Here is a 22509-nt window from a genome sequence, read left to right as displayed (position 1 = left end):
ACCTTTCTTCTACTTATAGTCACTTCGACTATAAGTAGTCTATGCTGGCCTCTATCAGAATAAGGGAGACAGTACATGAACACTGACATCCACACGGCAGAACGCGACCTTACGGACCGAATGGATTCAATGCCGTTAACTCGCAAACATCGACGCATACTGGGTGCCAGTGGAATCGGTTGGGCATTCGACGCCATGGATGTAGGTCTTATCACCTATGTCATTGCAGTTCTCACTGATCAGTGGGGCCTAAGTGGAACAGAAAAATCGTGGATCGTCTCCGCTGGCTTTATCGGCATGGCAATTGGGGCAGCAGCAGGGGGTCGCCTGGCGGACAGATTTGGCCGCCGCACCATTTTCACGGCCACTCTCATTATCTACGGAATCGCCACCGGACTTTCAGCGCTAGTATCGGCAGTTATCCCGCTGGTCATCCTGCGGGTCTTTGTTGGACTCGGTCTAGGCGCAGAGCTTCCCGTTGCCTCCACACTGGTAGCGGAACTCTCCCCGCGCAAGGTACGCGGCTCAGTCGTCGTATGGCTCGAAGCTTTCTGGGCTATAGGTTGGATGATTGCAGCAGTCATTGGATACTACGTCGTGCCCGCCAGTCACGACGGTTGGCGCTGGGCATTTGCCGTCGGTGCTCTACCAGCACTCTATGCCGTGTACTTGCGCAGTTCTATCCCTGAGTCAGTCCGATACCTACTGCGACGTGGACGGCGCTTAGAGGCCGAAGCGGTCGTAGAATCCTTCGAAGCCGACATCCGAAAGGGACAAAAACAAACATCCAGAGTTCCTGTAGCGGAACCCGACGTCACCTCTGCCGCGCGGTCAATCTACAGTCCCGAGTTGAGAAAACGAACTATTGCACTATGGGCCATCTGGTTTATGGTCAACTTCGCCTACTACGGTGCTTTCATCTGGATACCGTCAATTTTGGTGTCCGAGGGACATTCCCTAGTCCAATCTTTTGGGTTCACTCTCATCATGGCACTGGCACAGCTACCCGGCTACGCAACTGCAGCCATCTTGATCGAACGATGGGGACGTCGCCCGACTCTGGCGCTCTTCCTCCTAGGATCAGCCGGATCCGCAGTTGCCTTCGGTCTGGCATCTACCCATACGACAATCATTATCGCTGGATGTCTATTGTCCTTTTTCAACCTGGGGGCGTGGGGGGCACTCTATGCCATTACGCCGGAACTATATCCTACTTCCTTGCGAGGACGCGGCTCCGGTGCGGCAACAGGCTTTGGTCGCCTCGCTTCAATCGTCGCTCCCTTCGCAGTCACAGCACTTTTAGCTGCTACATCAAAAGGAATACTTTTTGCAGTATTCGCCTCAGCATTTGCCATCGCTGCCCTAGCTCTAATCTGGATCCCCGAGTTCAAAGGGGCCTCTTTGCAACGGTAGCATTTCTACTAGCTCTGATACGGACGCCTCAATCGCGAACAACCGTTACTTCTACTTGAGCAACTACAGCGGCAATAGCTCCTACCGCAACTAGCACCGGAGAGATAACAGCGGCAACAGTGACCCCTACAGCTCCAGCTGTTACTGGGATCTCTAAGAGTTTCTTACCATCATGGCTAAGAATGATTCGTCGAACATTACCTTCTTTTATGAGCTGTTTAACCTTGGCTAACAGATCCTCGCCTTTAATCTGGAAAGTCTCGGACTTCTCAGTATCGTCCTCCATATGTACCACCTCAACTTCTTTCGGTGACTCTGTGTGTTTCTGAGCATCCTCGGTCATTGTTTTCCTACATTTCTTCGTGAATATCTGGATCACCATCAAAAAGCCGCCCTGCGGGACGTCCCAAAGCAGTAATTGCCGAGACTTCATCCTCGCTCAGCTCGAAGCCAAAAACATCAAGATTCTGAGCTTGACGAACAGGATCAGCAGACTTCGGAATCGGAATAGATCCACGTTGGATCTGCCAGCGCAATACCACTTGTGCAGGGGTAACTGCATGGGTAGCAGCAATCTTTCCAACTACCGACTCAGCGTGAGGCCTGGCTGCTTTACCAAGTGGACTCCAAGACTCTGGTTGAATCCCCATCTGGTGCAGCTGTTCGACTAGCTCAATCTGAGGGAAATATGGGTGAAGCTCCACTTGATTCACCGCCGGCAGTTCTCCCGTCGCAGCTTCCAAATCACGCAGATGCTTGACGGTAAAATTCGACACTCCTATTGATCGCACTAAACCGGCATCCCGTGCGTCGATTAGTGCCTGCCATGCTTCGACATAATGGCCTTGGATTGGATTAGGCCAATGGATGAGGTAGAGATCGAGATAATCAAGCCCCAAACGCCACAAAGATTCTCTTACCGCATCGTCTGCGTGGGGACGTTCGTGAAAACGCCCTGGTAGTTTCGAGGTGATAAAGAGTTCCTCACGAGGAATTCCGCTGGCTGCAATAGCTTGCCCCACTGCTGCTTCATTGTCGTAGTTGAAAGCAGTATCTATAAGGCGATAGCCCACATCAATAGCAGAACGAACAGCACTAACGCCGTCTTCCCCTCGCAAGGGATAAGTACCAAAGCCAATTGCGGGAATATCAAAACCGCTTGAAAGTCGAATAGTGGGAGTTGCCATGTTTTAACGCTACCGCAAGCGCGCTCTGTTATCTCGACAAAACCATTCTCACTATTCTTCGCGAAGGCGCGGGGGCTGTGTATTGCCGGGTTTTATACCGATTTTGTCCCTATAGAAATCACGGATTATGTCCATGTCGGCTCGCATATCTGCGCTGGGATAGAGAATTTTACCGATCCCCGTAGTCTTTGTTGCACTATCGACGAATCCAAGGACTATGGGTACACGCGCAGATACCGCAATGCGATAAAAACCCGATTTCCAGTATTCGGCACCTGCGCGTGTTCCTTCAGGAGTCAGCGCTGCAAAAGTACCTGGATTGTCCTTGAGTATCTGCGCCATGTGATCGACTAAGCCATTGTGGGAAGAACGGTCGACTGGTACGCCTCCCCATGCGCGCAGAAGTGGCCCCAGGGGAAACCAAAATAGAGAGTTCTTTCCCAACCAGCGGACTTTAACTCCAGTTTTCGCGATCAGCGCCATCATGCATGCCCAATCCCACATTGACGTGTGCGGCGCCCCCACAATGACACCCCCATTCGGAATGGGACAGTCTACGACAACTTTCCACCCAAACAGTCTCACTATGCTGTCTACAAATGCGCTTCTTATGCCCATGTGCCACACCTTATCGCGCAGCGCACTATCCTTGTTGGAGGGTTTCGTAAAAGCGAAGGAGCGCTATGAGCATCGTTGGCCAGGCACACAAGAAGTACGAGCCGGGGGTACCTTTTGAAGTTCCAGTGGCGAATACGTCGCTCTTCTCTCTCCTTTCGGAGGCGGCGCACTTCTACCCCTCTCGAGTCGCCCTCGACTATTTCGGGGCGGAAATCACATATAGTGAGGTGCTCACCCAAGCAAAGAAGGCTGCTGGGCTACTCGTGTCCGCTGGAGTCAAACCGGGTGACGCAGTAGCTATCGTTTTACCTAACTGCCCCCAGGCTTTTGTTGCTTTCTACGCATGCATGCGTATCGGCGCCGTCGCAGCCCAACACAATCCTCTGGCTCCTGCTGCTGAGCTCAAAGCACAGTTTGCCCGCCACAAGGCGAAAGTAGCGATCGTCTGGGAAAAGTCCGCTGCAGAATGCCCTCTCGATGGGTCGACGGGACTAGAAAACGTGTTCACCGTGGATATTTCTGCGGGTTTCCCTCGCACTCAGAGGCTGCTCTTGAGTCTTCCTGTCAAGGTTGCCAGAGAAAAACGCGGCCAACTGCGTTCAGCAACACCGCCGGGCACACGCTCATGGGATCGAGAGGTTTCTGCAGCGACTGCCCTTGCAGATTCATTTCCGCTGCCACAACCAACAGATAGAGCAGTCATTCTCCACACCGGTGGCACCAATGGGGTACCGAAATCGGTGCCTTTGACACATCGCAATATCGGCACCAATGTCAACCAATGCATGTTTTGGGTATTCGAGTTACATGAGGGGGCGGAAGTGTTCTTTAGTCTGCTCCCCTATTTCCACGCATTCGGACTCACATTCTTCTTGTGTGCGGCGGTGAAGAAAGCGGCTACTCAGGTAGTCCTACCAAAATTTGATGCTGAAATGGCTTTGGCGGCACATCGCAGGCGCAATGTTACTTTCTTTGTTGGGGTTCCCCCCATGTTTGAGCGTGTCGCTAAAGAGGCTCTTCGTTGTGGCACCGATATTTCTTCTATTCGCTATTCGGTGTCCGGAGCAATGCCTCTATCCAAGGCTGTGGCTAATCTCTGGCAGCGAACCACAGGTCAGCTAATTATTGAGGGGTACGGAATGTCCGAGACGTCCCCAGTATTGTGCGGTGCCCCTTTATCTGCGCAGCGTCGGCTTGGAACCCTGGGCCTTCCCTTTCCTTCGACGCAGATTAGGCTGGCAGATCTAGAGGATCCGTCAAAAGATGTCGAAGATGGTCAACCAGGAGAAATCCTGGTCAAGGGACCTCAAGTATTCGAAGGATATTTGGATGCTCCCGACGAAACAGCAAGGGTTTTTACCGAAGACGGGTGGTTCCGCACCGGTGATATAGGTGTCAACCACGAAGGATATATTGATTTGGCTGATAGAAAGAAAGAGCTGATTATCTCCGGTGGTTTCAATGTGTATCCCTCTCAAGTCGAAGACGTGATCCGCATGATGCCTGGGATCGCAGATGTGGCGGTTGTTGGTACTCCAGGTGAAGACGAAAACGAAGAGGTTACCGCAGCTCTTATCTTGGAAGAAGGCAGTCCTCAGATCACCTTAGACGATGTTCGCGCCTGGGCAGAAGAAACTATTTCTCATTATGCTCTTCCTCGAAAGATAGTTTTCTTGAGTGAACTTCCGCGCAATCCTCTAGGGAAGGTGATGCGCAGACGGGTCAAGGAAGAAATACTAGATCCCGCGTCTCGCGCATTTGATACCTTCATGGAAAAGGCCACTGGACAGAAAGATCATCACGAAGAGTGAGTACATCCTCCGTTAACTGGAAAGACGTTCCCTCTGGGGCAACACGTGGCACTTTCCTAGCTCCTAGTGGTCCTCTCGCCACATTTGAAGCTGGTTGTCCCGGCGATCCACCGGTATGTCTGATCCCAGGAATCACCGGATCAAAGGAAGACTTTTCTCTCGTTATCCCACATTTGGCACGCGCGGGCTACCGGGTGATAGCAGTGGATTTGGCTGGCCAATATGAGTCTTCATCCGCCGGTCCTCATAGCGGTGCCGGCTGGACTCTTCCCATGCATGTTGCTGATATCCGCGCCGTCCTCGAATATTTGGGCAAAGCGCACGTCGTCGGCTATTCCTATGGCGGATTAGTGTGCGAGCATCTCATTGCGGATGAACCTGCATTGTTGCGATCTGCAACTCTCATTGGGACGCCTCCGCTTAGTGGTAATGCTCTTCGAGGTTTTCGAGTCGTGGGACCTATTGTGAAGTGGGCCAGCCCCGCGGTTGCGGCTCGTGTCATGCTTTCTGGTCTTCGTTTCAATATAAATCGGGTCGATAAAGAACGTCATGCTTTTGTTCTCCATAGAATGGGCTATACCGTAAAGGAAAGCGTTACCAGTGCCATGGCAGATATGCTGGCAATTCCTGATCTAGAAGATGCGCTACGACATTCAGGGGTACCGCTTCTGGTTGGTGCAGGACACGGAGATATGTGGCCGCTAGAACAGTTCGCAGCATTTTCACAACGCATAGGGGCCGAGTTCAGGGAATACAACGCAGGCCACTCACCATCAGAGCAGTCCCCCGACGAATTGGCTGCAGACCTTATGGAGTTTTTTGACAGAGTTGATCGTCCTCTCAGCACATTCGCTTCTCTGTAGTTGCTTTATTTCTCCCCCAACTCCACGCTATCGTGTGATCTATGAGACGTTTCTTATTCCTATGTATTGCGGCGATTGCCTCACTCAGTGTGAGTGCCTGCACATCTTCCACTGATAACGGCATAACCCCTGATGTAGGTGTAATCGAGCCCAGCGTTGCAATGGATGCTGCAGAACTGCCTGCTGAGGTCCAGACGCAAACGGAATCAGCAGCTGTTGGTTCTTACGTTGCGTCGCCGGTCATCCACACGGGGTATGCCACTGTCATCACTAATGACCCTGGCAAAGCAGCCGGCGACTTCACCGCGTATGCCAAAGACATTGGCGGACGAGTCGACAACACCTGGCAAAACCGGGATCCTTCTGGAACCATGACATCTGTAACGGCGCGAGTTCCTGCAGAGAAATTTGATGAAGCTCTCGTAAAACTCTCCGATTTCGGAGAGGTCGATAGCCGCGGTACTAACGCGGAAGATGTTGGACTTCAGATGAGTGATCTGGAAGCCCGTAAGGCCGCGCTGGAAGCCTCGGTCAAACGCATCAAAGAATTAATGGAGCAAGCTGATACCACCGAAGCCGTCATCCAGGCAGAAAGTGAATTGGCAAGTCGGCAGGCTGAACTTGACGGCGTGGTTTCGCAACTTGATTGGCTCAGCGAGCAGGTCGACATGTCAACGTTAACGGTTACTTTCCAAACACCTGGAGCAAATGACCAGCCCGACACAGGGGTGTGGCAGGCCTTTCTTGCATCGTTAAAATACCTGGGATACGGCATTGTCGTTGCTATTCCTTGGGTCATCGCCCTCGGGATAGTGGCCTGGATAGCTATCGCTGTGGTGAAACGCCAAAGGAAGCGGGGTCTGCTCTCTCAATCTAGTACATCATCACATGTTTCACCTGCTGATTTATCACCGACCTCTGAAGAGGTCGGTATAGAAAACCACGATAGTCAAGTCGATACACAAATGTAGAGTTTTCCGTTAGTACAGCTTTAAATTAACTCGATTTTCGCAGGTAAAAGCATATTGCTACTTATAAGTCTGTAGACTTATCGAGCATGCGAATTGAGTCTTAATGCGTGTCAATCGGACAAATGCAGCGACTCTTCGGCCAGAACCTCCGTAAACATCGGCAGGCTATAGGCTTATCGCAAGAAGAACTGGGCGAACTCCTTGACATGCACCGCACGTATATCGGCGGAGTAGAGCGCGGCGAGAAAAACCTGACTCTGCGTACTGTTGAGACTATGTGTGATCGGCTCAATGTGCCTGTGATTGATCTGCTCCTTGGCCACAGTGATGAAGAAGATGACAGCGAAGAATAGCTCCTTGTAGCATGAGCGTAGAAGCTCTGCACAAGGAAGTTCATGCACCCACTACCGCCAGCCCATTCGTCGTCACGTGATTCCTTCCCTCTGTGGGCAAAAGTCATGATGTGGGTGGTTGTTGGTTCGCTCTGTGTCACAGCATCGGCTCTCATAGCTGTTTACCGTTACAAACACCATTTGTCACAAACTTTTGATGACCGAAAAACAGTCATCTCACAGGCATTGCCTGACCGGGATTCTGGTCACGATACTGAGACCCCCGATGAGATTTCTGGCATGCAGACTATTCTTCTACTGGGCTCAGACTCCAGGGGAAATCCAGATGATGCCCGCTCCGACACAATGATGGTGGTGAGAATCCCTGAGAAACGCGATTCAGCCTACGTCATGTCATTCTTGCGAGACTCGTGGGTGGATATTCCGGGATACGGATACAACAAGATAAACGCTGCATTCGCATACGGTGGTCTCCCATTAGCCATAGAAACTATCGAAGATCATCTTTCTACACGAATCGACCATGTAATCATGGTTGACTTTGAAGGGTTCAAACACGTCACGGATGCCCTTGGAGGGGTTCAGGTTCACAACGAAATAGAGTTCAGTCTAACTAATGGAGAGGGAACCACAGATTTTCCTGTTGGAGACCTTGACCTCAACGGAGATCAAGCGCTGCAATTTGTCCGTGAACGCTATTCGTTTATCGATGGCGATTACCAGCGAGCTCGCAACCAGCAGCTTTACTTAAAATCGGTATTGGAAAAGTTTCTCAGTGCTGGAACTCTTACGAATCCGTCAAAAATCACTGGTGTGGTCGAAGGCTTGAGTCCCTATTTGTCCGTCGACGAAGGAGTCACTGCTGACTACCTTGTCAGCTTAGTGTGGACTCTCCGCTCTCTGAGTACCGATGATATCGTCTTCTTTACCGTGCCCACTCTAGGCACAGAATTGACAGAGGACGGGGTGTCAATCATCAACCTCGATTACGAACGTCTAGAAGAACTCGCTGATTCCTTCCACAACGATACCCTCGACGAGTACGTGCAAACCCATGACCTCAGTGAGTATTAGAAGTTTTACTGTAAAAGCGTGCGATCAGAGAGTTCTGCGTCCCGGAGGTTCTCGAAGCTCTTCATCAGGTCAGCAACTGTCATCTTGGCTTTTTCTTCGTCAGCCACGTCTAAAATAATGCGGCCCGCATGCATCATGATCAGCCTATTTCCCATCGATAGAGCCTGTTCCATGTTGTGCGTGACCATCAAGGTGGTAAGGCGATGCCTCTCAACAAGTTCACGAGTAAGCTTAATGACCAGGCCAGCTCTAGTTGGGTCCAAGGCAGCGGTGTGCTCATCCAAAAGAAGTATCTGCGGACGCGTAAATGTCGCCATCAATAATGACAGCGACTGACGCTGTCCACCGGACAGTAGGCCAACCCAGTCACCTAAACGGTCCTCTAAGCCTTGTTCAAGTATCGAGAGCTCATCTCGATAAGTCATCCGTTTGCGGGCGGTTACAGCCATTCCCAAGGTGCGTTTCTTTCCTCGGCTCTGAGCGATAGCGAGATTTTCTGCGATCGTCAGGTGAGGCGCGGTTCCAGATGAGGGATTTTGGAACACGCGTCCTACGTATGCGGCGCGCTGATGATCGTCCAAACGAGTCACGTCTCTGCCAGCGATAGCAATTGCGCCAGCATCTGGTCGAATAGAGCCCGCAACAACATTGAGCAGTGTGGACTTGCCCGCACCGTTAGATCCGATAACGGTGACAAAATCCCTTTCACGCAAATGCAGGCTGACATCAACTAACGCACGCCGCTCGTTGACCGTGCCGGGAAAGAATGTCTTGGAGACTCCCTGTATACGCAACATTACGCTTCCCTCTCAATAGAGCCAACAGTAGCTGAATCCCGTACTTCCACCTCAGTAGCAGAACGGAACCGCTTAGGAACCCGCTTGAACAGTTTGATCTGCGGAATCAAGAGAGCCAAAACCACAATGACTGCAGATACCAGTTTCATGTCATTTGGATCGAGCCCCACCAGTAATGCTGCGTAAATGACGAGGCGGTAGAGAACTGCTCCCACCACAACAGCCGTGGCAGCACGCAGAATCGTCAAACGACCAAAGATTGCCTGACCAATAATCACCGAAGCAAGGCCTGCCACGATCATACCGATCCCCATGCCGATATCGGCATACCCCTGGTACTGCGCAACTAGCGCCCCCGAAACGGCCACCATTCCATTCGATAGTGCGAGCCCCAGTATTTTCATTCCGTCGATAGACGCCCCAAAGGAACTGATCATCTCTGGGTTGTCGCCTGTCGCGCGCATTGCCAGTCCCACATTGGTGTGTAAGAACCAAATGACCGCTGCCAAGACAAATAGAGCTAGGAAGAGGAAGATCCCGACAGCCCACCATGTGCCAAGTAGCTCGGCATCCTTCAATCCGCTCATCAAAGTGGGTTCGCGCAACAGCGAAATATTCGCGGTTCCCATAATTCGCAGATTGATGGAATAGAGTCCAATCTGTGTGAGGATTCCAGCAAGTAGCCCGTCTATATTACCTTTGGTGTTAAGGAGGCCGGTGACGGTACCCGCCACCATGCCACCGAGAAAAGCAAAGAGGACGGCCAGCCAAGGGTTAACTCCCCCTACAATTGCAACCGCCGCAATAGCCGCGCCTGTCGTAAAGGATCCATCAACCGTAAGGTCCGCAAATTCAAGGATCCGGAACGTCAAATATACGCCCAATGCCATCATGGCATACAGCAGGCCCAGCTCAATTGCGCCGATCATCTACAGCTCCCACGTGTGTCAGTGGTAGAACCACTGACAGGTTCTACTCGAAAATATTTTCTGGTTTTGCTTCTGCAATAACTTCTTCAGGAACAGCTACGCCCATGCGTCCCGCAGCTGCTTGGTTGATGTATAGAAGAAGGTCGGCCTGTGTTTCCACGGGCATGTCGGCAGGACTGGCCCCCTCGGTGAGGATTCTGACAGCCATTTCACCCGTCTGGTATCCAAGCTCATAGTAAGAAATTCCGTACGTAGCCAAAGCGCCCTTTTCCACCGAGTCACCCTCAGCAGCAAAAACCGGAATTTTCTTTGATTCGCCCACCTGTAATACGGAGTCCAGTGCTGAGACCACAGTGTTATCTGTGGGAACGTAAATGGCATCCACATTGAGCGAATCGGCAGCTTGTTGCACATCGGCAGTTGTTACAGATGCGGCCTCCTGCACGGTAAGACCCAGTTTATCTGCGGCCTCTTTCACCCATTCGACCTGAACTTGAGAGTTCGCTTCTCCTGGATTGAAAATCACACCAAGAGTCTTCGCACCGGGAACAACTTTCGTGATCAACTCAATTTGTTCACTGACGGGGTTCGCATCTGAGGTTCCTGTAACGTTTTTCCCCGGTTTTTCAAGACTATCCACCAAGCCAGCCCCCAATGGATCAGTGACTGCTGTGAAGAGAATTGGCTTATCGGAAACCGCCTGAGCCAACCCCTGTGCGATCGGGGTCCCCACGGCCAACACCAGATCAGCACCAGAGCCGCCAACCGAAGTGGCTATCGTAGGTACAACAGTCTGATCGTTGTTGGCATTTTGGTCGTCATATTTCACGTCAAGACCAGCGTCTGCTATTGCTGCCTTAAAACCCTCGATCGAGGCATCAAGAGAAGGATGGGTAACGATCTGCGCTACAGCGATATTAAAGGACTGTCCGCCGGGCTCAGTGGTCGATGCTTCTGTGCCGCTTTGAGTCTGAACTGAACCGCTTTGGGGCTCACTCGATCCGCACGCAGCCAACCCAAACGCAGTAACTGTGGCAGCAAGGACTGCAGTTGTATTCTTCATAAGTCTCACGAAACTTATCCTTCCATCGTTGAGCTTCCACGCTCCTGGATGCCCCCAAGAATGTTACGGACATGTGAGATTACGGAGAGTAAGGGTCCATTCCCTGGATTCAATGAGGGTACGCAGTGATGAGATAGGCCTCTCAACCACCAATCTCAATTTTGATAACATCGTTGGGTCGAAATTATTGAAGGAGTCTACGTGAGCAGACCGCATGTGGTCATCTTAGGGTCTGGTTTTGGCGGCCTCTTCCTCGCAAAGTCGTTGCGAAAAGAAGATGTTGACATCACTCTTATCGCGATGACCCCACAACATCTTTTTCAGCCTCTCCTCTACCAGGTTGCAACAGGGATTCTCTCTGAGGGAGAAGTCGCACCGGCTACTCGCGAAATTCTATCCTCGCAAAAGAACGTCACTGTTCTGCAGGGACTCGTTGAAGATATTGATACAGAGACAAAGACGGTTGTGTGGCGCAACCACAATGACTATCACCGCACCCCCTACGACATCCTGGCAGTCGCAACCGGAGTAGGACAGTCATATTTTGGCAATGGGCAATTTGCCTCTTTCGCTCCAGGACTAAAAACTATTGATGACGCGCTTGAACTACGCGCACGCATTTTCAACGCATTCGAATTGGCTGAGATCGAAACTGATCCAAGCCGGATTGAGCAACTTTTAACCTTCGTTGTTGTTGGAGCCGGACCCACTGGTGTAGAAATGGCCGGGCAAATTCGTGAGCTCTCCTCGCACACTCTTAAGGGGGAATTCCGCACCATTGACCCAACAAAAGCGCGGGTCATTCTGGTTGATGGAGCGCCGCTACCACTTCCCTCGTTCGGCGAAAAACTGGGAAACCGGACGAAGAAGGCCCTAACAAAACTGGGAGTTGAATTTCGCGGGAATACTTTAGTCACCAACGTCGATGGAGACTCCGTCACGATTAAGAACGTCAACGGAGACCTCGAGACGATACCTACCTCGTGCAAAGTATGGGCAGCAGGCGTACAGGCATCTGAGCTTGGTCAAGTGTTAGCTCAGCAGACGGGGGTTGAGTTGGATCGGGCAGGTCGCGTCAAGGTCAACCCTGATCTGACAGTCTCACGGCACAAAGATATCTTTGTCATTGGTGATTTGATGAGTATGGAGGGCGTACCCGGGGTTGCTCAAGGCGCCATCCAAAGCGCTCGCTTTGTAGGCAAGAAAATCAAGCAACAACTTCGAGGACAGCCATCGAAAGACGAGGCCTTCCGCTATTTCGACAAAGGATCTATGGCGACAATCGCTAGGTTCAAGGCCGTGGTAAGCATGGGGAAACTCCAATTCGATGGTTTCACTGCCTGGCTGGCGTGGTGCTTTCTTCATTTGCTCTACATCACCGGCTTCAAAGCACGTGTTTCCACGCTGATCCATTGGATGGTGAGTTTCTTGTCGCGAGCCAGACCTGAACGTGCAGCAACAAATCAACAAATGGTTGCTCGGCTCGCGCTCGAACATCTCGGTAAGGGGGCCTCTGGAAGGCTCGTCGCAGGCGAGGATCCTCAGGGCTAGGTCTCGATGCCGTTTATGTGCTGAGTGTTGGATTTTTACGGTTTTTCGCATCCGAAGCCCGTAAAAAGGCGCGCAGGAAGATCTGGATCCGAGCCCGTCGCGTTGAGTAGTATCGCTATGCTATCTCCACTTTTTGGGTTGTACATTGCTAGAGACTGGTATCCAAGGCCCGTGCCCGTATGTCCGATCCACCCCTGGATTTCTCCCAAGGCAAAGCCGTAGGCGTCATAGAAAGGACTCTCGCTATCGCTTTTTGTCGAGGCAAGCGAACCCAGGCGGTACTCGTGGGACTGCTGCGACACAAGGTCCCCTGCCCCCAATGCTCTTGCCCACAGGTCCAAGCTCTCAATATCACCAACAAGGCCTCCAGCAGCTCCGAACCAAGAGAATGACACTGGCGGTAATTCTTCCGCAATCCCACCTTCTATCTGGAATCCTTGAGTCTCCGGATCCGGCATCACGGCACCTTGCGGATAAGAAACTGAGTCGAGGCCTATTGGATCAACAATTCTTCTGGCGACAGATTCTTGCCAAGGAACCCCTTCCACTGATTCGATTATCTCTCCAAGAAGCACAGTATTGGTATTTGAGTACTCATAGCTACTTCCGGGCGGAAAAACTGTTGGTGCACTGAAAGCCAGCTCCAGCAATTCCTGCGCGGGAACAGTGCGCGCTGGGTCTTGCTGCAACTCTTCGCCGAAGGAGGGAAGTGCCGAATAGTTGGGAAGCTCCGAGCGCATCGTTCCCAATTGTGCGATAGTGATCTGGTCCCCGTCTGGGACTCCACTGATGTATTCGCTTACCGGATCGTCAAGGCTGAGTTTTCCCTCGTCCACCAACTGCAGCACCACGGTGCCAACAAACGACTTTGTAATTGAGCGATAGGCGAAGTGAGCTGGCTCGTTGGTTTCTGCAACATCCCCCTCGATAAAAGTCAGTGTGTGGTCACTACCCTCACCGTTGTTGTATCGAACCTGAGCCAGCGGTATTTCTGCTTCCGCTAGGAGCGGCCCGATACTCACGAGTGCATCCCGAGTTCCATCATCAGGGGCGCATCCAGATATGCCCAGGATTAGGCTACTCAGCGCTATTACCCGAATGCTTCGTTTCATGGGGATAGTAGAACACGGCCATATGCAGCTCGCACCCGGGAGCAGTACTCAATCTAAAAATGCCACTGTTCACGCAGGTGCTGCGAAAATTCCTTGCGTAAAAAGACCGCTGACGCCGCAAGAAGGACTACGCCTACACAAGCCACAGCCTGAGAGGGCCATGCGACTTTTACCAGTGGACTGAAGGAAAGCCCCAGCATGATCAAAGCTCCCACAGTTACCGCGACTGCAAAGCCAAAAATCTCAGAGGTTTTCCACCCGTAAAACCTGGAAATTCCTATTCCTACAAGGGCCCCCACCAATGAAAGGAAAAGAATAGCGGGGATGACATAATCTACCGACCAGCCGTGCAAGCCCGTACGCCAGTCAAGGATGACCATCGCTATCACCAACGCATACACCTGAACTCCCAGGCGCAACATAAGGCTTTTGAGTGAAAGCACTGTGTCGCTTACTGTCAGCCATGAATAGGCGATCACTGTAATCACTATCAGCGACCACCATCCGTGGGACTGATACAAGAGGTTGATAGCAACAACAACAATGATGGCCGACACCGATATAAAAGCAACAAGGCGCCGTAGCTGCTGTCGACGCCGACGCCGCACGTATCCCGCATATGAGGGATACGCGTGGGACTCACCGTTTGCGCAGTGAGATAAGGCAACACCGCAGAGAGGACAGCGTGTTAGACGAGAATCAACATCATGGCCGCATTCAGCACATTGAACAGCGAGAAACACTAGAGTCCCCATTCGTTCGAGGTGAACGCTACAGGCTCGTTAATGGTATGTGAAAGCAGATCGGCGCAATGCCGTATGAAATCTGCTTCAACAATGGATCTTGCAAAAGAAATCGAAGCAAATCCCCCATAGGAAATCGCTGCGATATTCACGGGCGTAGCCTTCGCGGGATAGAGATGGAAGTCAAGTCTCTCAACGAAAGACTCCATCTGCGAGGGAAGACGGATAACACCGAGATTAGATAACGTCATCGTAGTGACCGATTGACCAAAACGATTAAAACCAAAACGTACCATTGGCCGTTTGAGAATATTCGGGGTGAAACGAGATACCAGATTCTGGTCGAACCGCATCGTATCTGCAACGTATCTGGCAAGCATTGGCCGTGACAGCTTTGCATCCATTTCTGTCCTGACACTATGAATAACTCGTTCCATGTCATCATATGAGTCGGTATTGTCACCGATATTGACGATGACAAAAAAGTTGCGCAAAGTAGAGGAAGGAAATACGCGGCGGAGGTTGACCGGCATTGATACCACGAATGGCTCGGACTCACGGCGTGGCTCGGTGAGTGCAGCTGCCTTGAGCGCGACAGCGATAAGTAGACCTGTCACGGTCGTCTGGTGTAGTCGTGCTGCCTGAGCCACACCATCCATGGTCGTGATCGCCTCGACCACGTTATGCCCGGGATTGTCAAAAGGCGTCCCTGCGATGTGCCGAGCTTTTGGCGAGGTGATACTGACCCCCTCAGCAAGTGCACGGCACTGGTCGCGGTACAGGGAAAAACCATCTTCTCCCTCGCCAATCCCCGGTAAGCTATCACTAGGAATGACGAGCCCTTCTGACGCTATAGCGATGCCCTTTTGCTGTAAATACTCACGAAGTAGCGTTTTGAGGAACTCCAACCCTCCCGTCCCGTCGGTAAGCGCATGGAAAAACTCAACCGAGATGCGCCTCTCATGGTAAATAATCCGTAAAAGAGGAGCCCCGGGCCCACCGGTCGAAATCGGGAAACACGGATAGTCACTCTCCGCCTCGACCACAATCCCCGCGGTGTTGCGTGCCAAGAAATTCCAGAAAAGACCGCTGGACAGCCGTACATTGAAACCCTGATATCGATCTAACGTACGGTCGGCGGCGCGCTGCAACGCATCAGGGTCTATCTGGTCATATAAGACTGCACTCAATCGAAATGTCGAACTATTGGAGGCATCTGCCGTGGTCGCATAGAGCTTGGCTGCATGATCCAACCGACTCCATTTCACAGCACCGCTCCCTCAACGTATTCTCCTTCGCACCGAGTCTAGCGAATCGGGCAAAAATACGACCACTCACCTGATTCCTTCAGAAAGCTCGACGATTCTGCGCGGGTCAGACATCCACATCCATACAATTCCTATCAACGGAATGACAAGGGGAGCGAACCAAAATGTTGCACCAAAGTTTGCCCAAGCAGAGTAAAACGTGGGGGCATCGGGAAGCCCTAGGCCTGATAGTCCAGTAATGATAGGCCCCACAAGAGCTGTCACTAACGCACCCCAAGCCATCATGCGCATGCGACGCCCATTATGAGTCATACCAATTGCTGCCAGGAGATACACGATTCCTGCCAGCACGGCAATAAGGCGTGAGCCGATAGGTATCGAGGTGACCCTAGCTAATCCCCATAGGGATAAGGCCAAGACCACTACAGCTACGATCCAGAAGAGGGCGATTACCAAACGTCCTAGTCCAAAAGATACAGTGCGGTCGTCAGCCGGCGGCGAAGATTCAGTCATTGTTGTCCAATAAAAGTGGGCAGAAGATTACATATCAGTGACGATTCTACGCTCCCAGGGAAAACGTGGCGCGTCTGTCATATTTAGGGGCCACCTCGACGGCAAAGTAGTGGGACAATGGACCTAAGTCGAGTCGACCCGAGGAGAGAATAGAGTGAGCGACCAGAGTTTCGACGTTGTTATTCTTGGGGCTGGATCTGGAGGCTATGCGGCAGCGTTGCGCGCAGGGCAGCTAGGTCTCAAAGTTGCATTGATAGAAGGTGACAAAGTTGGGGGAACTTGCCTTCACCGGGGCTGCATCCCCACCAAGGCATATTTACATGCCGCTGAAACCGCCGATGCCGTACGCGAGGCCAGCAATGTTGGAGTCGAAGCGACGCTCCAAGGCATCAATATGGCACAGGTTGGAAAATACCGCGATTCCATCGTGAACAAGCTATACAAGGGCGTTGAAGGCCTGCTGTCTTCGCGAGGCGTAGAGGTCATCCACGGATGGGGCCGGGTAACCTCCCCAACAACAGTTGATGTTGAGGGACGAATTATCACAGGCAAGAACCTCATCCTGGCCTCAGGATCATATTCACGCAGCCTTCCTGGTCTGCCCATTGGTGGCAGAGTGATTGCTTCTGAGCAGGCTCTCCAAATGGATTGGGTGCCTCGCAGCGCCATTATTCTAGGCGGCGGAGTCATTGGTGTTGAATTTGCTTCAGCATGGCGTTCTTTTGGCGCCGAAGTCACGATTATCGAGGGCCTACCTAGTTTGGTCCCCAACGAAGATGCAACGATTTCTAAGCAACTTGAACGGGCTTTCCGCAAACGAGGCATCAAGTTCGCGACCAAGACCCGTTTCTCGTCATACGAACAAACCGAAAATGGAGTCACCGTTACTACAGAGGACGGTAAGACATTTGAGGGTGATGTGCTGCTGGTGGCAGTGGGCCGCGGGCCTCTCACTGATGGTCTGGGGTATGACAGCATTGGCGTGAAGCTAGACCGCGGATTTGTTCTCACCAATGAACGGCTACATACCGGTGTTGGCAATGTCTACGCGGTGGGTGATATCGTTCCTGGTCTCCAGTTGGCTCACCGAGGATTCCTTCAAGGGATTTTTGTCGCTGAAGAAATTGCAGGACTACACCCCGCAACCATCGACGAAAACACCATCCCACGCGTCACATTCTGCGAACCAGAAATTGCCTCCGTTGGGCTCACAGAAGCCCAAGCAAAAGAGAAATATGGGGATGCGGTAAAGACTGTCGAATACAATCTGGCAGGCAACGGAAAGTCCAACATACTTGGCACGCCTGGCGTGATTAAACTGGTGAGTGTGAATGACGGTCCTATTGTTGGTTTCCACGCCATTGGCGCTCGCGTCAGCGAGCAGATTGGCGAAGGCGAACTGATCGTTGGCTGGGAAGCATACGCTGAAGATGTCGCTTCTCTCATCCACGCTCACCCCACGCAAAATGAAGCAATCGGCGAGGCGGCCCTAGCACTAGCTGGCAAACCTTTACACGCCCACGACTGAGACTGAGGAGAAAAGAACATGGCAACCGCCATCAAGATGCCCGCTCTGGGCGAGTCCGTTACCGAAGGAACCGTTAGCGCATGGCTCAAACAGGTCGGCGATACCGTCGAAGCAGATGAACCCATCGTCGAGGTAGCAACCGACAAAGTCGACTCCGAAGTCCCCTCCCCCGTTGCGGGAACACTTGTGCAGATTTTGGTCGAGGAGGACGACACCGTGGAAGTCGGCACCGTCATTGCGATGATCGGCGACGCAGGTGAAACTCCAGCCCCTGCAGCTCAAACAGAGCCCGCCGCCCCCGCTGAAGTCCCGTCACCAGTTCAGCAGACGGCTCCAGCTGAAGTGGTGGAGGCTCCGGCTCCTGCATCAAATGCGGGAGACACTACGGAAGTCACGATGCCAGCTTTGGGTGAATCTGTTACCGAAGGAACCGTTAGCGCATGGCTCAAACAGGTCGGCGATACCGTCGAAGCAGATGAACCCATCGTTGAGGTAGCAACCGACAAAGTCGACTCCGAAGTCCCCTCCCCCGTTTCCGGAATACTTGCGGAGATTCGCGTGGCAGAGGATGAAACCGTCAATGTCGGTGAGGTAATTGCCGTAATCGGTTCGGAGGTATCTACCCCATCTGCAGAGGCTGCTCCCGCACCATCGCAGGCACCGGTACCCGTTACTCCCGCGGCTGAGCCTGCACCGCCAAGTGCACCTCCCGCACCAGCCGCCGCGCCAACGCCTCCGACACCACCGGCTCCGCCTGCCCCAGCGTGGGCTAATGCTCCCACGCACAACCCTGGCGACGCTCAAGCAGTTCTCGATGATTTGGCTACACGCGCAGCGGCCTCAGGCACTCTCGTGCGCGAGGACAAGCCGTCGTCAGACGCAAAAGTCTACGTGACGCCGCTTGTTCGCAAGCTGGCTCGTGAACAAGGCGTCGACCTCGCATCCGTCACTGGTACCGGTGTTGGTGGAAGAATCCGTAAAGAAGATGTTATGGCCGCCGCCGAAGCAGCTCGTCACGCTACCGTGGCAACACCGCAAGCAGAAGCACCATCCCGTACGGTCTCCGCGCCAGAAGATTCGCCTCGCGGCACTACAGTGAAGATGTCCCGTCTGCGCCAAACCGTGGCGCGACGCATGGTGGAGTCTCTTCAAACTGCCGCCCAGCTCACTACCGTCGTAGAGGTAGATGTGACAAAAGTGGCGGCGTTGCGAGCACGGTCTAAGGATGAGTTCTTAGCGAAGCACGGTACAAAGCTCACTTTCTTACCGTTCTTTGTTAAAGCTGCCACGGAAGCTCTAGTGCAGCATCCCAAGTTGAACGCGCAAATCAATGATCGCGAAGTCACCTATTTCGACTACGAGAATATTGGTATCGCTGTTGACACTGAACGCGGTCTCATGGTGCCGGTCATCAAAAATGCTGGCGAGCTTGATATTGCAGGCATTGCCGACTCCATCAATACCTTGGCTGAGAAGGCTCGCACCGGAAAGATTAGTCCTGATGAACTTACCGGTTCAACTTTCACCATCACCAACACTGGTTCGGGTGGTGCCTTATTCGATACCCCGGTATTGAATATGCCAGAGGTCGGCATTCTCGGTGTCGGTACCATTGTCAAGCGTCCTGTTGTCGTAACAGACGCTGACGGTAAGGAAGCCATTGCGGTCCACTCAATGGTGTACCTCTCACTGACATATGATCACCGTCTCGTTGACGGTGCAGATGCCGCACGGTACTTGATGTCTGTGAAGAAGCGCTTGGAAGAGGCTGACTTTACAGCTGATCTCTAGAACGCGATCTGCGGCTATATGGGGTGGTAGGAGGCTGTCCTACCACCCCATCTTGCTTAATGTGCAGTTTTGACCCATTTATGTATTCTTTCACTCCTTTAATCATCATTTTCCAATAGAAACAATTATATTAATTTATTATTGAGAGTTTTGGAAGAATCTTCCTGCTCAGAATGTGAACCGTTTGATTAATGACCCTCAATCTCCTTAAAGTTTCGCATAGAGGTTTAAATCACGGGGAGGATTACTTTGAAACCCAATCACAAGAGGCTACTCAGCCTCACCATTTCTGCAGCTTTATGCGGATTAATTGGCGCGCCCGCGACAGCATTAGCAGCCGATTCAGAAGAGTCACTGACCACTACCATTGACTCTATTTCTACAGGAAATACCCCCTCTGGCATTGCAATCAATTCCGCAACAGATACTCTTTTTGTCACAAACGCTGACGATAATAACGTGTCCATCATTGACGGAATTAATAACAGTGTAATTGACACCGTCAGTGTCGGTGAAATGCCCTTAGGGATCGCTCTAAATTCAGGAAAAACACTGGCGTATACGGCGAATTTTTCCTCCGGAAACGTATCGGTCATTGATACTGCAACGAACACGGTAGTCGACACTATCGAAACCGGAGGCAGCCCCACGCAAGTTGCTGTTACTCCCGATGATTCGCAAGTCTTTGTCACTGACGCACAGCATGACGGCATACACATCATTGATACCGCTACCGGCCAGACACGTGACATCACGATTAACGTGCCGACCGAAGGTATTGCAATATCTCCAGATGGCCAGTAGGTGTATGCCACGGCATTCCAAGATGACGCCATTGCCGTTTTTGCGGCCGACACGGGCGCACTTGTTGACGCAATATACTATCCATAAGTCGAGGAGTCTGCCGACATGTTTGCACCTCGCGGTATAGCGATTTCGCATGACGGCTCTACAGCCTATGTTGCAGAGTCTGCGAAAAATAGTGTCAGCGTCATTGACTTGGCAACAAATGAAATTGTTCGCCACATTAGCGTTGGTGCAGGCCCCTCTAATGTTGCACTTACATCTGACGGGAGGATCGTCAGTTCTAACTCAAACGGTGATACGGTTTCCATCGTTTCCGATTCCGATGTCCTGGAGCTTCCAAGCGCTGGTTCACCTTGGTCAATTGCGGTGTCTCCTGAAACCAACCGAATCTATGTCACAGAGCTGGATGCCAACAAGGTATCGGTAATCGCGGACTTGACACTCATCTCGCAGCCCGAGTCTATCGTTGTGTCTGCTGGCCAGAATGTTACTTCTGCAGCACCCAGCATCACAGGAGCCCCTTCGGGAAGTTTGCTTGCATTCTCAGCCAACGCTCTTCCCAGCGGACTCTCGATTGATACCGCTACCGGAGTTATCTCAGGCGTTGCTGAGATCGCGCAAGTCGCCACAACATACGACATTACAGCTACATATGCAGGCCAGCAGATTCCTGGCACACACCGCGTCACCATTGAGATAACTCCAGGACTTGCGACCTCTTCACAAGACATCATCGGAGAGGCTGGTGAGGAAATCACCTCGCAGGCTTTATCCCCCTTGGGTTTCCCGGAAGATAACTCCACAGTCTTCAGCGCTGAGGGACTGCCTTCTTGGTTGAGTCTCGACGCACAGACAGGTGTTATCTCAGGCACCTCTGACGTAGCACGAGCCCGTTCGGAATATAAGATCACCGCCACAAACGGCAATATCACCGCCAGTGCTACCGTGCCAATCACCGTGACTTCTGATGCCGCTCCAGTCCTTTCGCTCAGCGCATCGACAGTGAAACAGGGCGAAGAACTGACAGTGACTATCAGTGACGCCCCAGTTGGTGCGATATTCGATATTTCGCTGCATTCAGATCCCGTCACACTGGGAACTATGACGATCGATGAGAATGCAAGAGCTTCCGCGGACTTCACCATTCCAGCAGCGGCTGCGTCGGGAGTCCACACGATAGTGGCAACGTACGGAGACTACACTCTGACACAAGAAATCACCGTGGTGGGGTCTCAAACAGCACCCGAGGAGGGAAATACAACAACTACCACTAGCCCCGACGAGAACCGGGCTGAAACGGGTATCAATCTACCTGTCATCGCAGCCATCGCCGTAGCAGCATGCGCACTCGCAGTAGGCGCGATTCTAGTGAATCGATCCCGCAAGCAAAGCTAAGCAATTGACACAATAGCTGGCCTTCCCCGCCCTTCATCATAGGCGTCAGGGGAGGCCAGCTTTTGCTTAGATGCGCATACAAAGAAGGAAACTCCACAGTACGAATATGGTAGTTACTACGAAAAGAAGAGGAATATAGTACCAAAACCTCGCATACGGTAGCCGCAAGACTGGTGTGGGGACGGTGATAGCCTGCATTTCCCGGCCCACAGTGCCAGGATGCTGTAGCCAAGGTAGCGGCACAAACACTAACGTAGAATCGATGACGATTACATGATCCTTGAGCGGCACTTTGATATCACGCACATCATCGGGAATTGTCAAGGCTTTGAGCTCATCGGCTTCCGGTTCGCGCCATTTCTCGGGGAGTGGGCTAACTAACCGCCATATGTCATCGCGGATATTTTCAACCTCACTGAGGTTCCATATACGAAAGCCCATGTTCCGTTCTGACAGCTGTTTCCAGTTTGACACCTGTGCTGTATCTGCTCGAACCTCGCTCATAAGAGCTTGATTGCCCACCTCGTCATGTACTCTCCAAACGATGCCTTGACGCTCCACCCTGTGAACTGAATCCCTTTGCCACATATGCCCTCCCTGTTCGACTATCGCGGATTGTCGAGTAGAAGGAAAACAGAGGCGGGCAAAACTGGGGATAACCCAGACTTGAGTGCGTGTGGATTGTTGATTCTGCCAGCATTGCCAGTGCACGCAATGCCCGT

At 52.1% G+C, this 22509-nt stretch carries 22 protein-coding genes; 11 read left to right on the top strand and 11 right to left on the bottom strand.

Annotation, left to right across the window (positions count from 1 at the left end):
• Positions 1-75 precede the first annotated feature (75 nt).
• Positions 76-1413, top strand: coding sequence for an MFS transporter (locus tag FYJ24_RS01940; RefSeq protein ID WP_154543077.1), 1338 nt, complete (start codon positions 76-78; stop codon positions 1411-1413).
• Between the two features lie 28 nt (positions 1414-1441).
• Here FYJ24_RS01940 and FYJ24_RS01935 read toward each other — a convergent pair whose 3' ends face one another.
• From FYJ24_RS01935 to FYJ24_RS01925, 3 genes are read right to left on the bottom strand one after another with little or no spacing between them, the layout of a single operon-like run.
• Complete coding sequence (locus FYJ24_RS01935) at positions 1442-1756, bottom strand: DUF4342 domain-containing protein (RefSeq protein ID WP_206192438.1); 315 nt, start codon at positions 1754-1756, stop codon at positions 1442-1444.
• Between the two features lie 7 nt (positions 1757-1763).
• Entirely contained in the window at positions 1764-2600 is an 837-nt protein-coding gene (locus FYJ24_RS01930; RefSeq protein WP_154543075.1) for an aldo/keto reductase, read from the bottom strand.
• 51 nt (positions 2601-2651) lie between these two features.
• Entirely contained in the window at positions 2652-3185 is a 534-nt protein-coding gene (locus tag FYJ24_RS01925; RefSeq protein ID WP_318656451.1) for a 1-acyl-sn-glycerol-3-phosphate acyltransferase, read from the bottom strand.
• A gap of 98 nt (positions 3186-3283) precedes the next feature.
• Between FYJ24_RS01925 and FYJ24_RS01920 the strand changes: the two genes are divergently transcribed.
• The 5 genes from FYJ24_RS01920 to FYJ24_RS01900 all read left to right on the top strand — a co-directional run bounded on the left by FYJ24_RS01920 (position 3284) and on the right by FYJ24_RS01900 (position 8290).
• Positions 3284-5029 carry an AMP-binding protein gene (locus FYJ24_RS01920; RefSeq protein WP_154543072.1) on the top strand — a complete coding sequence of 582 codons (1746 nt, stop codon included), beginning with the start codon at positions 3284-3286 and terminating at the stop codon, positions 5027-5029.
• Positions 5026-5892 carry an alpha/beta fold hydrolase gene (locus FYJ24_RS01915; protein WP_154543071.1) on the top strand — a complete coding sequence of 289 codons (867 nt, stop codon included), beginning with the start codon at positions 5026-5028 and terminating at the stop codon, positions 5890-5892. The genes FYJ24_RS01920 and FYJ24_RS01915 overlap by 4 nt, the downstream gene beginning before the upstream one ends.
• Positions 5893-5933: 41 nt before the next feature.
• The gene (locus FYJ24_RS01910) at positions 5934-6863 is read left to right on the top strand and encodes a DUF4349 domain-containing protein (RefSeq protein ID WP_154543070.1); all 930 of its coding nucleotides are present in this window, start codon (positions 5934-5936) and stop codon (positions 6861-6863) included.
• 107 nt (positions 6864-6970) lie between these two features.
• Positions 6971-7216 (top strand): helix-turn-helix domain-containing protein, encoded by a 246-nt coding sequence (locus FYJ24_RS01905; protein WP_318656450.1) that lies wholly within the window; start codon positions 6971-6973, stop codon positions 7214-7216.
• Positions 7217-7258: 42 nt separating this feature from the next.
• Entirely contained in the window at positions 7259-8290 is a 1032-nt protein-coding gene (locus tag FYJ24_RS01900; protein WP_154543069.1) for an LCP family protein, read from the top strand.
• A 5-nt stretch (positions 8291-8295) separates the two neighbouring features.
• Here FYJ24_RS01900 and FYJ24_RS01895 read toward each other — a convergent pair whose 3' ends face one another.
• From FYJ24_RS01895 to FYJ24_RS01885, 3 genes are read right to left on the bottom strand one after another with little or no spacing between them, the layout of a single operon-like run.
• A complete protein-coding gene (locus tag FYJ24_RS01895; RefSeq protein WP_154543068.1) occupies positions 8296-9087 on the bottom strand; it encodes an ABC transporter ATP-binding protein in 792 nt (263 codons plus the stop codon).
• Complete coding sequence (locus tag FYJ24_RS01890) at positions 9087-10016, bottom strand: ABC transporter permease (protein WP_154543067.1); 930 nt, start codon at positions 10014-10016, stop codon at positions 9087-9089. The genes FYJ24_RS01895 and FYJ24_RS01890 overlap by 1 nt, the downstream gene beginning before the upstream one ends.
• 43 nt (positions 10017-10059) lie before the next feature.
• Positions 10060-11079 (bottom strand): ABC transporter substrate-binding protein, encoded by a 1020-nt coding sequence (locus tag FYJ24_RS01885; RefSeq protein ID WP_154543300.1) that lies wholly within the window; start codon positions 11077-11079, stop codon positions 10060-10062.
• Positions 11080-11280: 201 nt separating this feature from the next.
• On the opposite strand from FYJ24_RS01885, the gene FYJ24_RS01880 reads away from it, so the two are divergent.
• Positions 11281-12630, top strand: coding sequence for an NAD(P)/FAD-dependent oxidoreductase (locus FYJ24_RS01880; RefSeq protein WP_318656449.1), 1350 nt, complete (start codon positions 11281-11283; stop codon positions 12628-12630).
• 35 nt (positions 12631-12665) lie between these two features.
• Here the strand turns inward: FYJ24_RS01880 and FYJ24_RS01875 are convergent, their stop codons facing one another.
• The 4 genes from FYJ24_RS01875 to FYJ24_RS01860 all read right to left on the bottom strand — a co-directional run bounded on the left by FYJ24_RS01875 (position 12666) and on the right by FYJ24_RS01860 (position 16266).
• Positions 12666-13742, bottom strand: a complete 1077-nt coding sequence (locus FYJ24_RS01875) for a serine hydrolase domain-containing protein (protein WP_154543065.1) — start codon at positions 13740-13742, stop codon at positions 12666-12668.
• A 53-nt stretch (positions 13743-13795) separates the two neighbouring features.
• Positions 13796-14497, bottom strand: a complete 702-nt coding sequence (locus tag FYJ24_RS01870; RefSeq protein ID WP_225871924.1) for a DUF6320 domain-containing protein — start codon at positions 14495-14497, stop codon at positions 13796-13798.
• Positions 14485-15753 (bottom strand): hypothetical protein, encoded by a 1269-nt coding sequence (locus FYJ24_RS01865; RefSeq protein ID WP_154543061.1) that lies wholly within the window; start codon positions 15751-15753, stop codon positions 14485-14487. The genes FYJ24_RS01870 and FYJ24_RS01865 overlap by 13 nt, the downstream gene beginning before the upstream one ends.
• A 66-nt stretch (positions 15754-15819) precedes the next feature.
• Positions 15820-16266, bottom strand: coding sequence for a hypothetical protein (locus tag FYJ24_RS01860; RefSeq protein ID WP_154543059.1), 447 nt, complete (start codon positions 16264-16266; stop codon positions 15820-15822).
• 154 nt (positions 16267-16420) lie between these two features.
• Between FYJ24_RS01860 and lpdA the strand changes: the two genes are divergently transcribed.
• From lpdA to FYJ24_RS01840, 4 genes are all read left to right on the top strand, one after another.
• On the top strand, positions 16421-17794 hold the full coding sequence (gene lpdA, locus FYJ24_RS01855) for a dihydrolipoyl dehydrogenase (protein ID WP_318656448.1): 1374 nt from the start codon (positions 16421-16423) through the stop codon (positions 17792-17794).
• A gap of 18 nt (positions 17795-17812) precedes the next feature.
• Entirely contained in the window at positions 17813-19585 is a 1773-nt protein-coding gene (gene sucB / locus FYJ24_RS01850) for a 2-oxoglutarate dehydrogenase, E2 component, dihydrolipoamide succinyltransferase (protein WP_154543057.1), read from the top strand.
• 249 nt (positions 19586-19834) lie between these two features.
• Complete coding sequence (locus tag FYJ24_RS01845) at positions 19835-20389, top strand: YncE family protein (RefSeq protein WP_154543055.1); 555 nt, start codon at positions 19835-19837, stop codon at positions 20387-20389.
• A 105-nt stretch (positions 20390-20494) separates the two neighbouring features.
• Positions 20495-21787: a putative Ig domain-containing protein gene (locus FYJ24_RS01840; RefSeq protein WP_154543053.1), complete on the top strand. Its 1293-nt coding sequence runs from the start codon at positions 20495-20497 to the stop codon at positions 21785-21787.
• A 66-nt stretch (positions 21788-21853) separates the two neighbouring features.
• Here FYJ24_RS01840 and FYJ24_RS01835 read toward each other — a convergent pair whose 3' ends face one another.
• Positions 21854-22375 carry a hypothetical protein gene (locus tag FYJ24_RS01835; protein WP_154543051.1) on the bottom strand — a complete coding sequence of 174 codons (522 nt, stop codon included), beginning with the start codon at positions 22373-22375 and terminating at the stop codon, positions 21854-21856.
• Positions 22376-22509: the final 134 nt, after the last annotated feature.

The sequence above is a fragment of the Scrofimicrobium canadense genome, assembly GCF_009696615.1.
GTDB classification, from domain to species: domain Bacteria; phylum Actinomycetota; class Actinomycetes; order Actinomycetales; family Actinomycetaceae; genus Scrofimicrobium; species Scrofimicrobium canadense.
This window is presented reverse-complemented; position numbering and strand designations above follow the sequence as displayed.

Bases quoted from the DNA above. Each gene is read 5' to 3' on its own strand.
- FYJ24_RS01940 (WP_154543077.1), top strand. From the start codon at position 76: ATGAACACTGACATCCACACGGCAGAACGCGACCTTACGGACCGAATG.
- FYJ24_RS01935 (WP_206192438.1), bottom strand. From the start codon at position 1,756: ATGACCGAGGATGCTCAGAAACACACAGAGTCACCGAAAGAAGTTGAG.
- FYJ24_RS01930 (WP_154543075.1), bottom strand. From the start codon at position 2,600: ATGGCAACTCCCACTATTCGACTTTCAAGCGGTTTTGATATTCCCGCA.
- FYJ24_RS01920 (WP_154543072.1), top strand. From the start codon at position 3,284: ATGAGCATCGTTGGCCAGGCACACAAGAAGTACGAGCCGGGGGTACCT.
- FYJ24_RS01910 (WP_154543070.1), top strand. From the start codon at position 5,934: ATGAGACGTTTCTTATTCCTATGTATTGCGGCGATTGCCTCACTCAGT.
- FYJ24_RS01900 (WP_154543069.1), top strand. From the start codon at position 7,259: ATGCACCCACTACCGCCAGCCCATTCGTCGTCACGTGATTCCTTCCCT.
- FYJ24_RS01895 (WP_154543068.1), bottom strand. From the start codon at position 9,087: ATGTTGCGTATACAGGGAGTCTCCAAGACATTCTTTCCCGGCACGGTC.
- FYJ24_RS01890 (WP_154543067.1), bottom strand. From the start codon at position 10,016: ATGATCGGCGCAATTGAGCTGGGCCTGCTGTATGCCATGATGGCATTG.
- FYJ24_RS01885 (WP_154543300.1), bottom strand. From the start codon at position 11,079: ATGAAGAATACAACTGCAGTCCTTGCTGCCACAGTTACTGCGTTTGGG.
- FYJ24_RS01875 (WP_154543065.1), bottom strand. From the start codon at position 13,742: ATGAAACGAAGCATTCGGGTAATAGCGCTGAGTAGCCTAATCCTGGGC.
- FYJ24_RS01870 (WP_225871924.1), bottom strand. From the start codon at position 14,497: ATGGGGACTCTAGTGTTTCTCGCTGTTCAATGTGCTGAATGCGGCCAT.
- FYJ24_RS01860 (WP_154543059.1), bottom strand. From the start codon at position 16,266: ATGACTGAATCTTCGCCGCCGGCTGACGACCGCACTGTATCTTTTGGA.
- sucB (WP_154543057.1), top strand. From the start codon at position 17,813: ATGGCAACCGCCATCAAGATGCCCGCTCTGGGCGAGTCCGTTACCGAA.
- FYJ24_RS01840 (WP_154543053.1), top strand. From the start codon at position 20,495: ATGTTTGCACCTCGCGGTATAGCGATTTCGCATGACGGCTCTACAGCC.
- FYJ24_RS01835 (WP_154543051.1), bottom strand. From the start codon at position 22,375: ATGTGGCAAAGGGATTCAGTTCACAGGGTGGAGCGTCAAGGCATCGTT.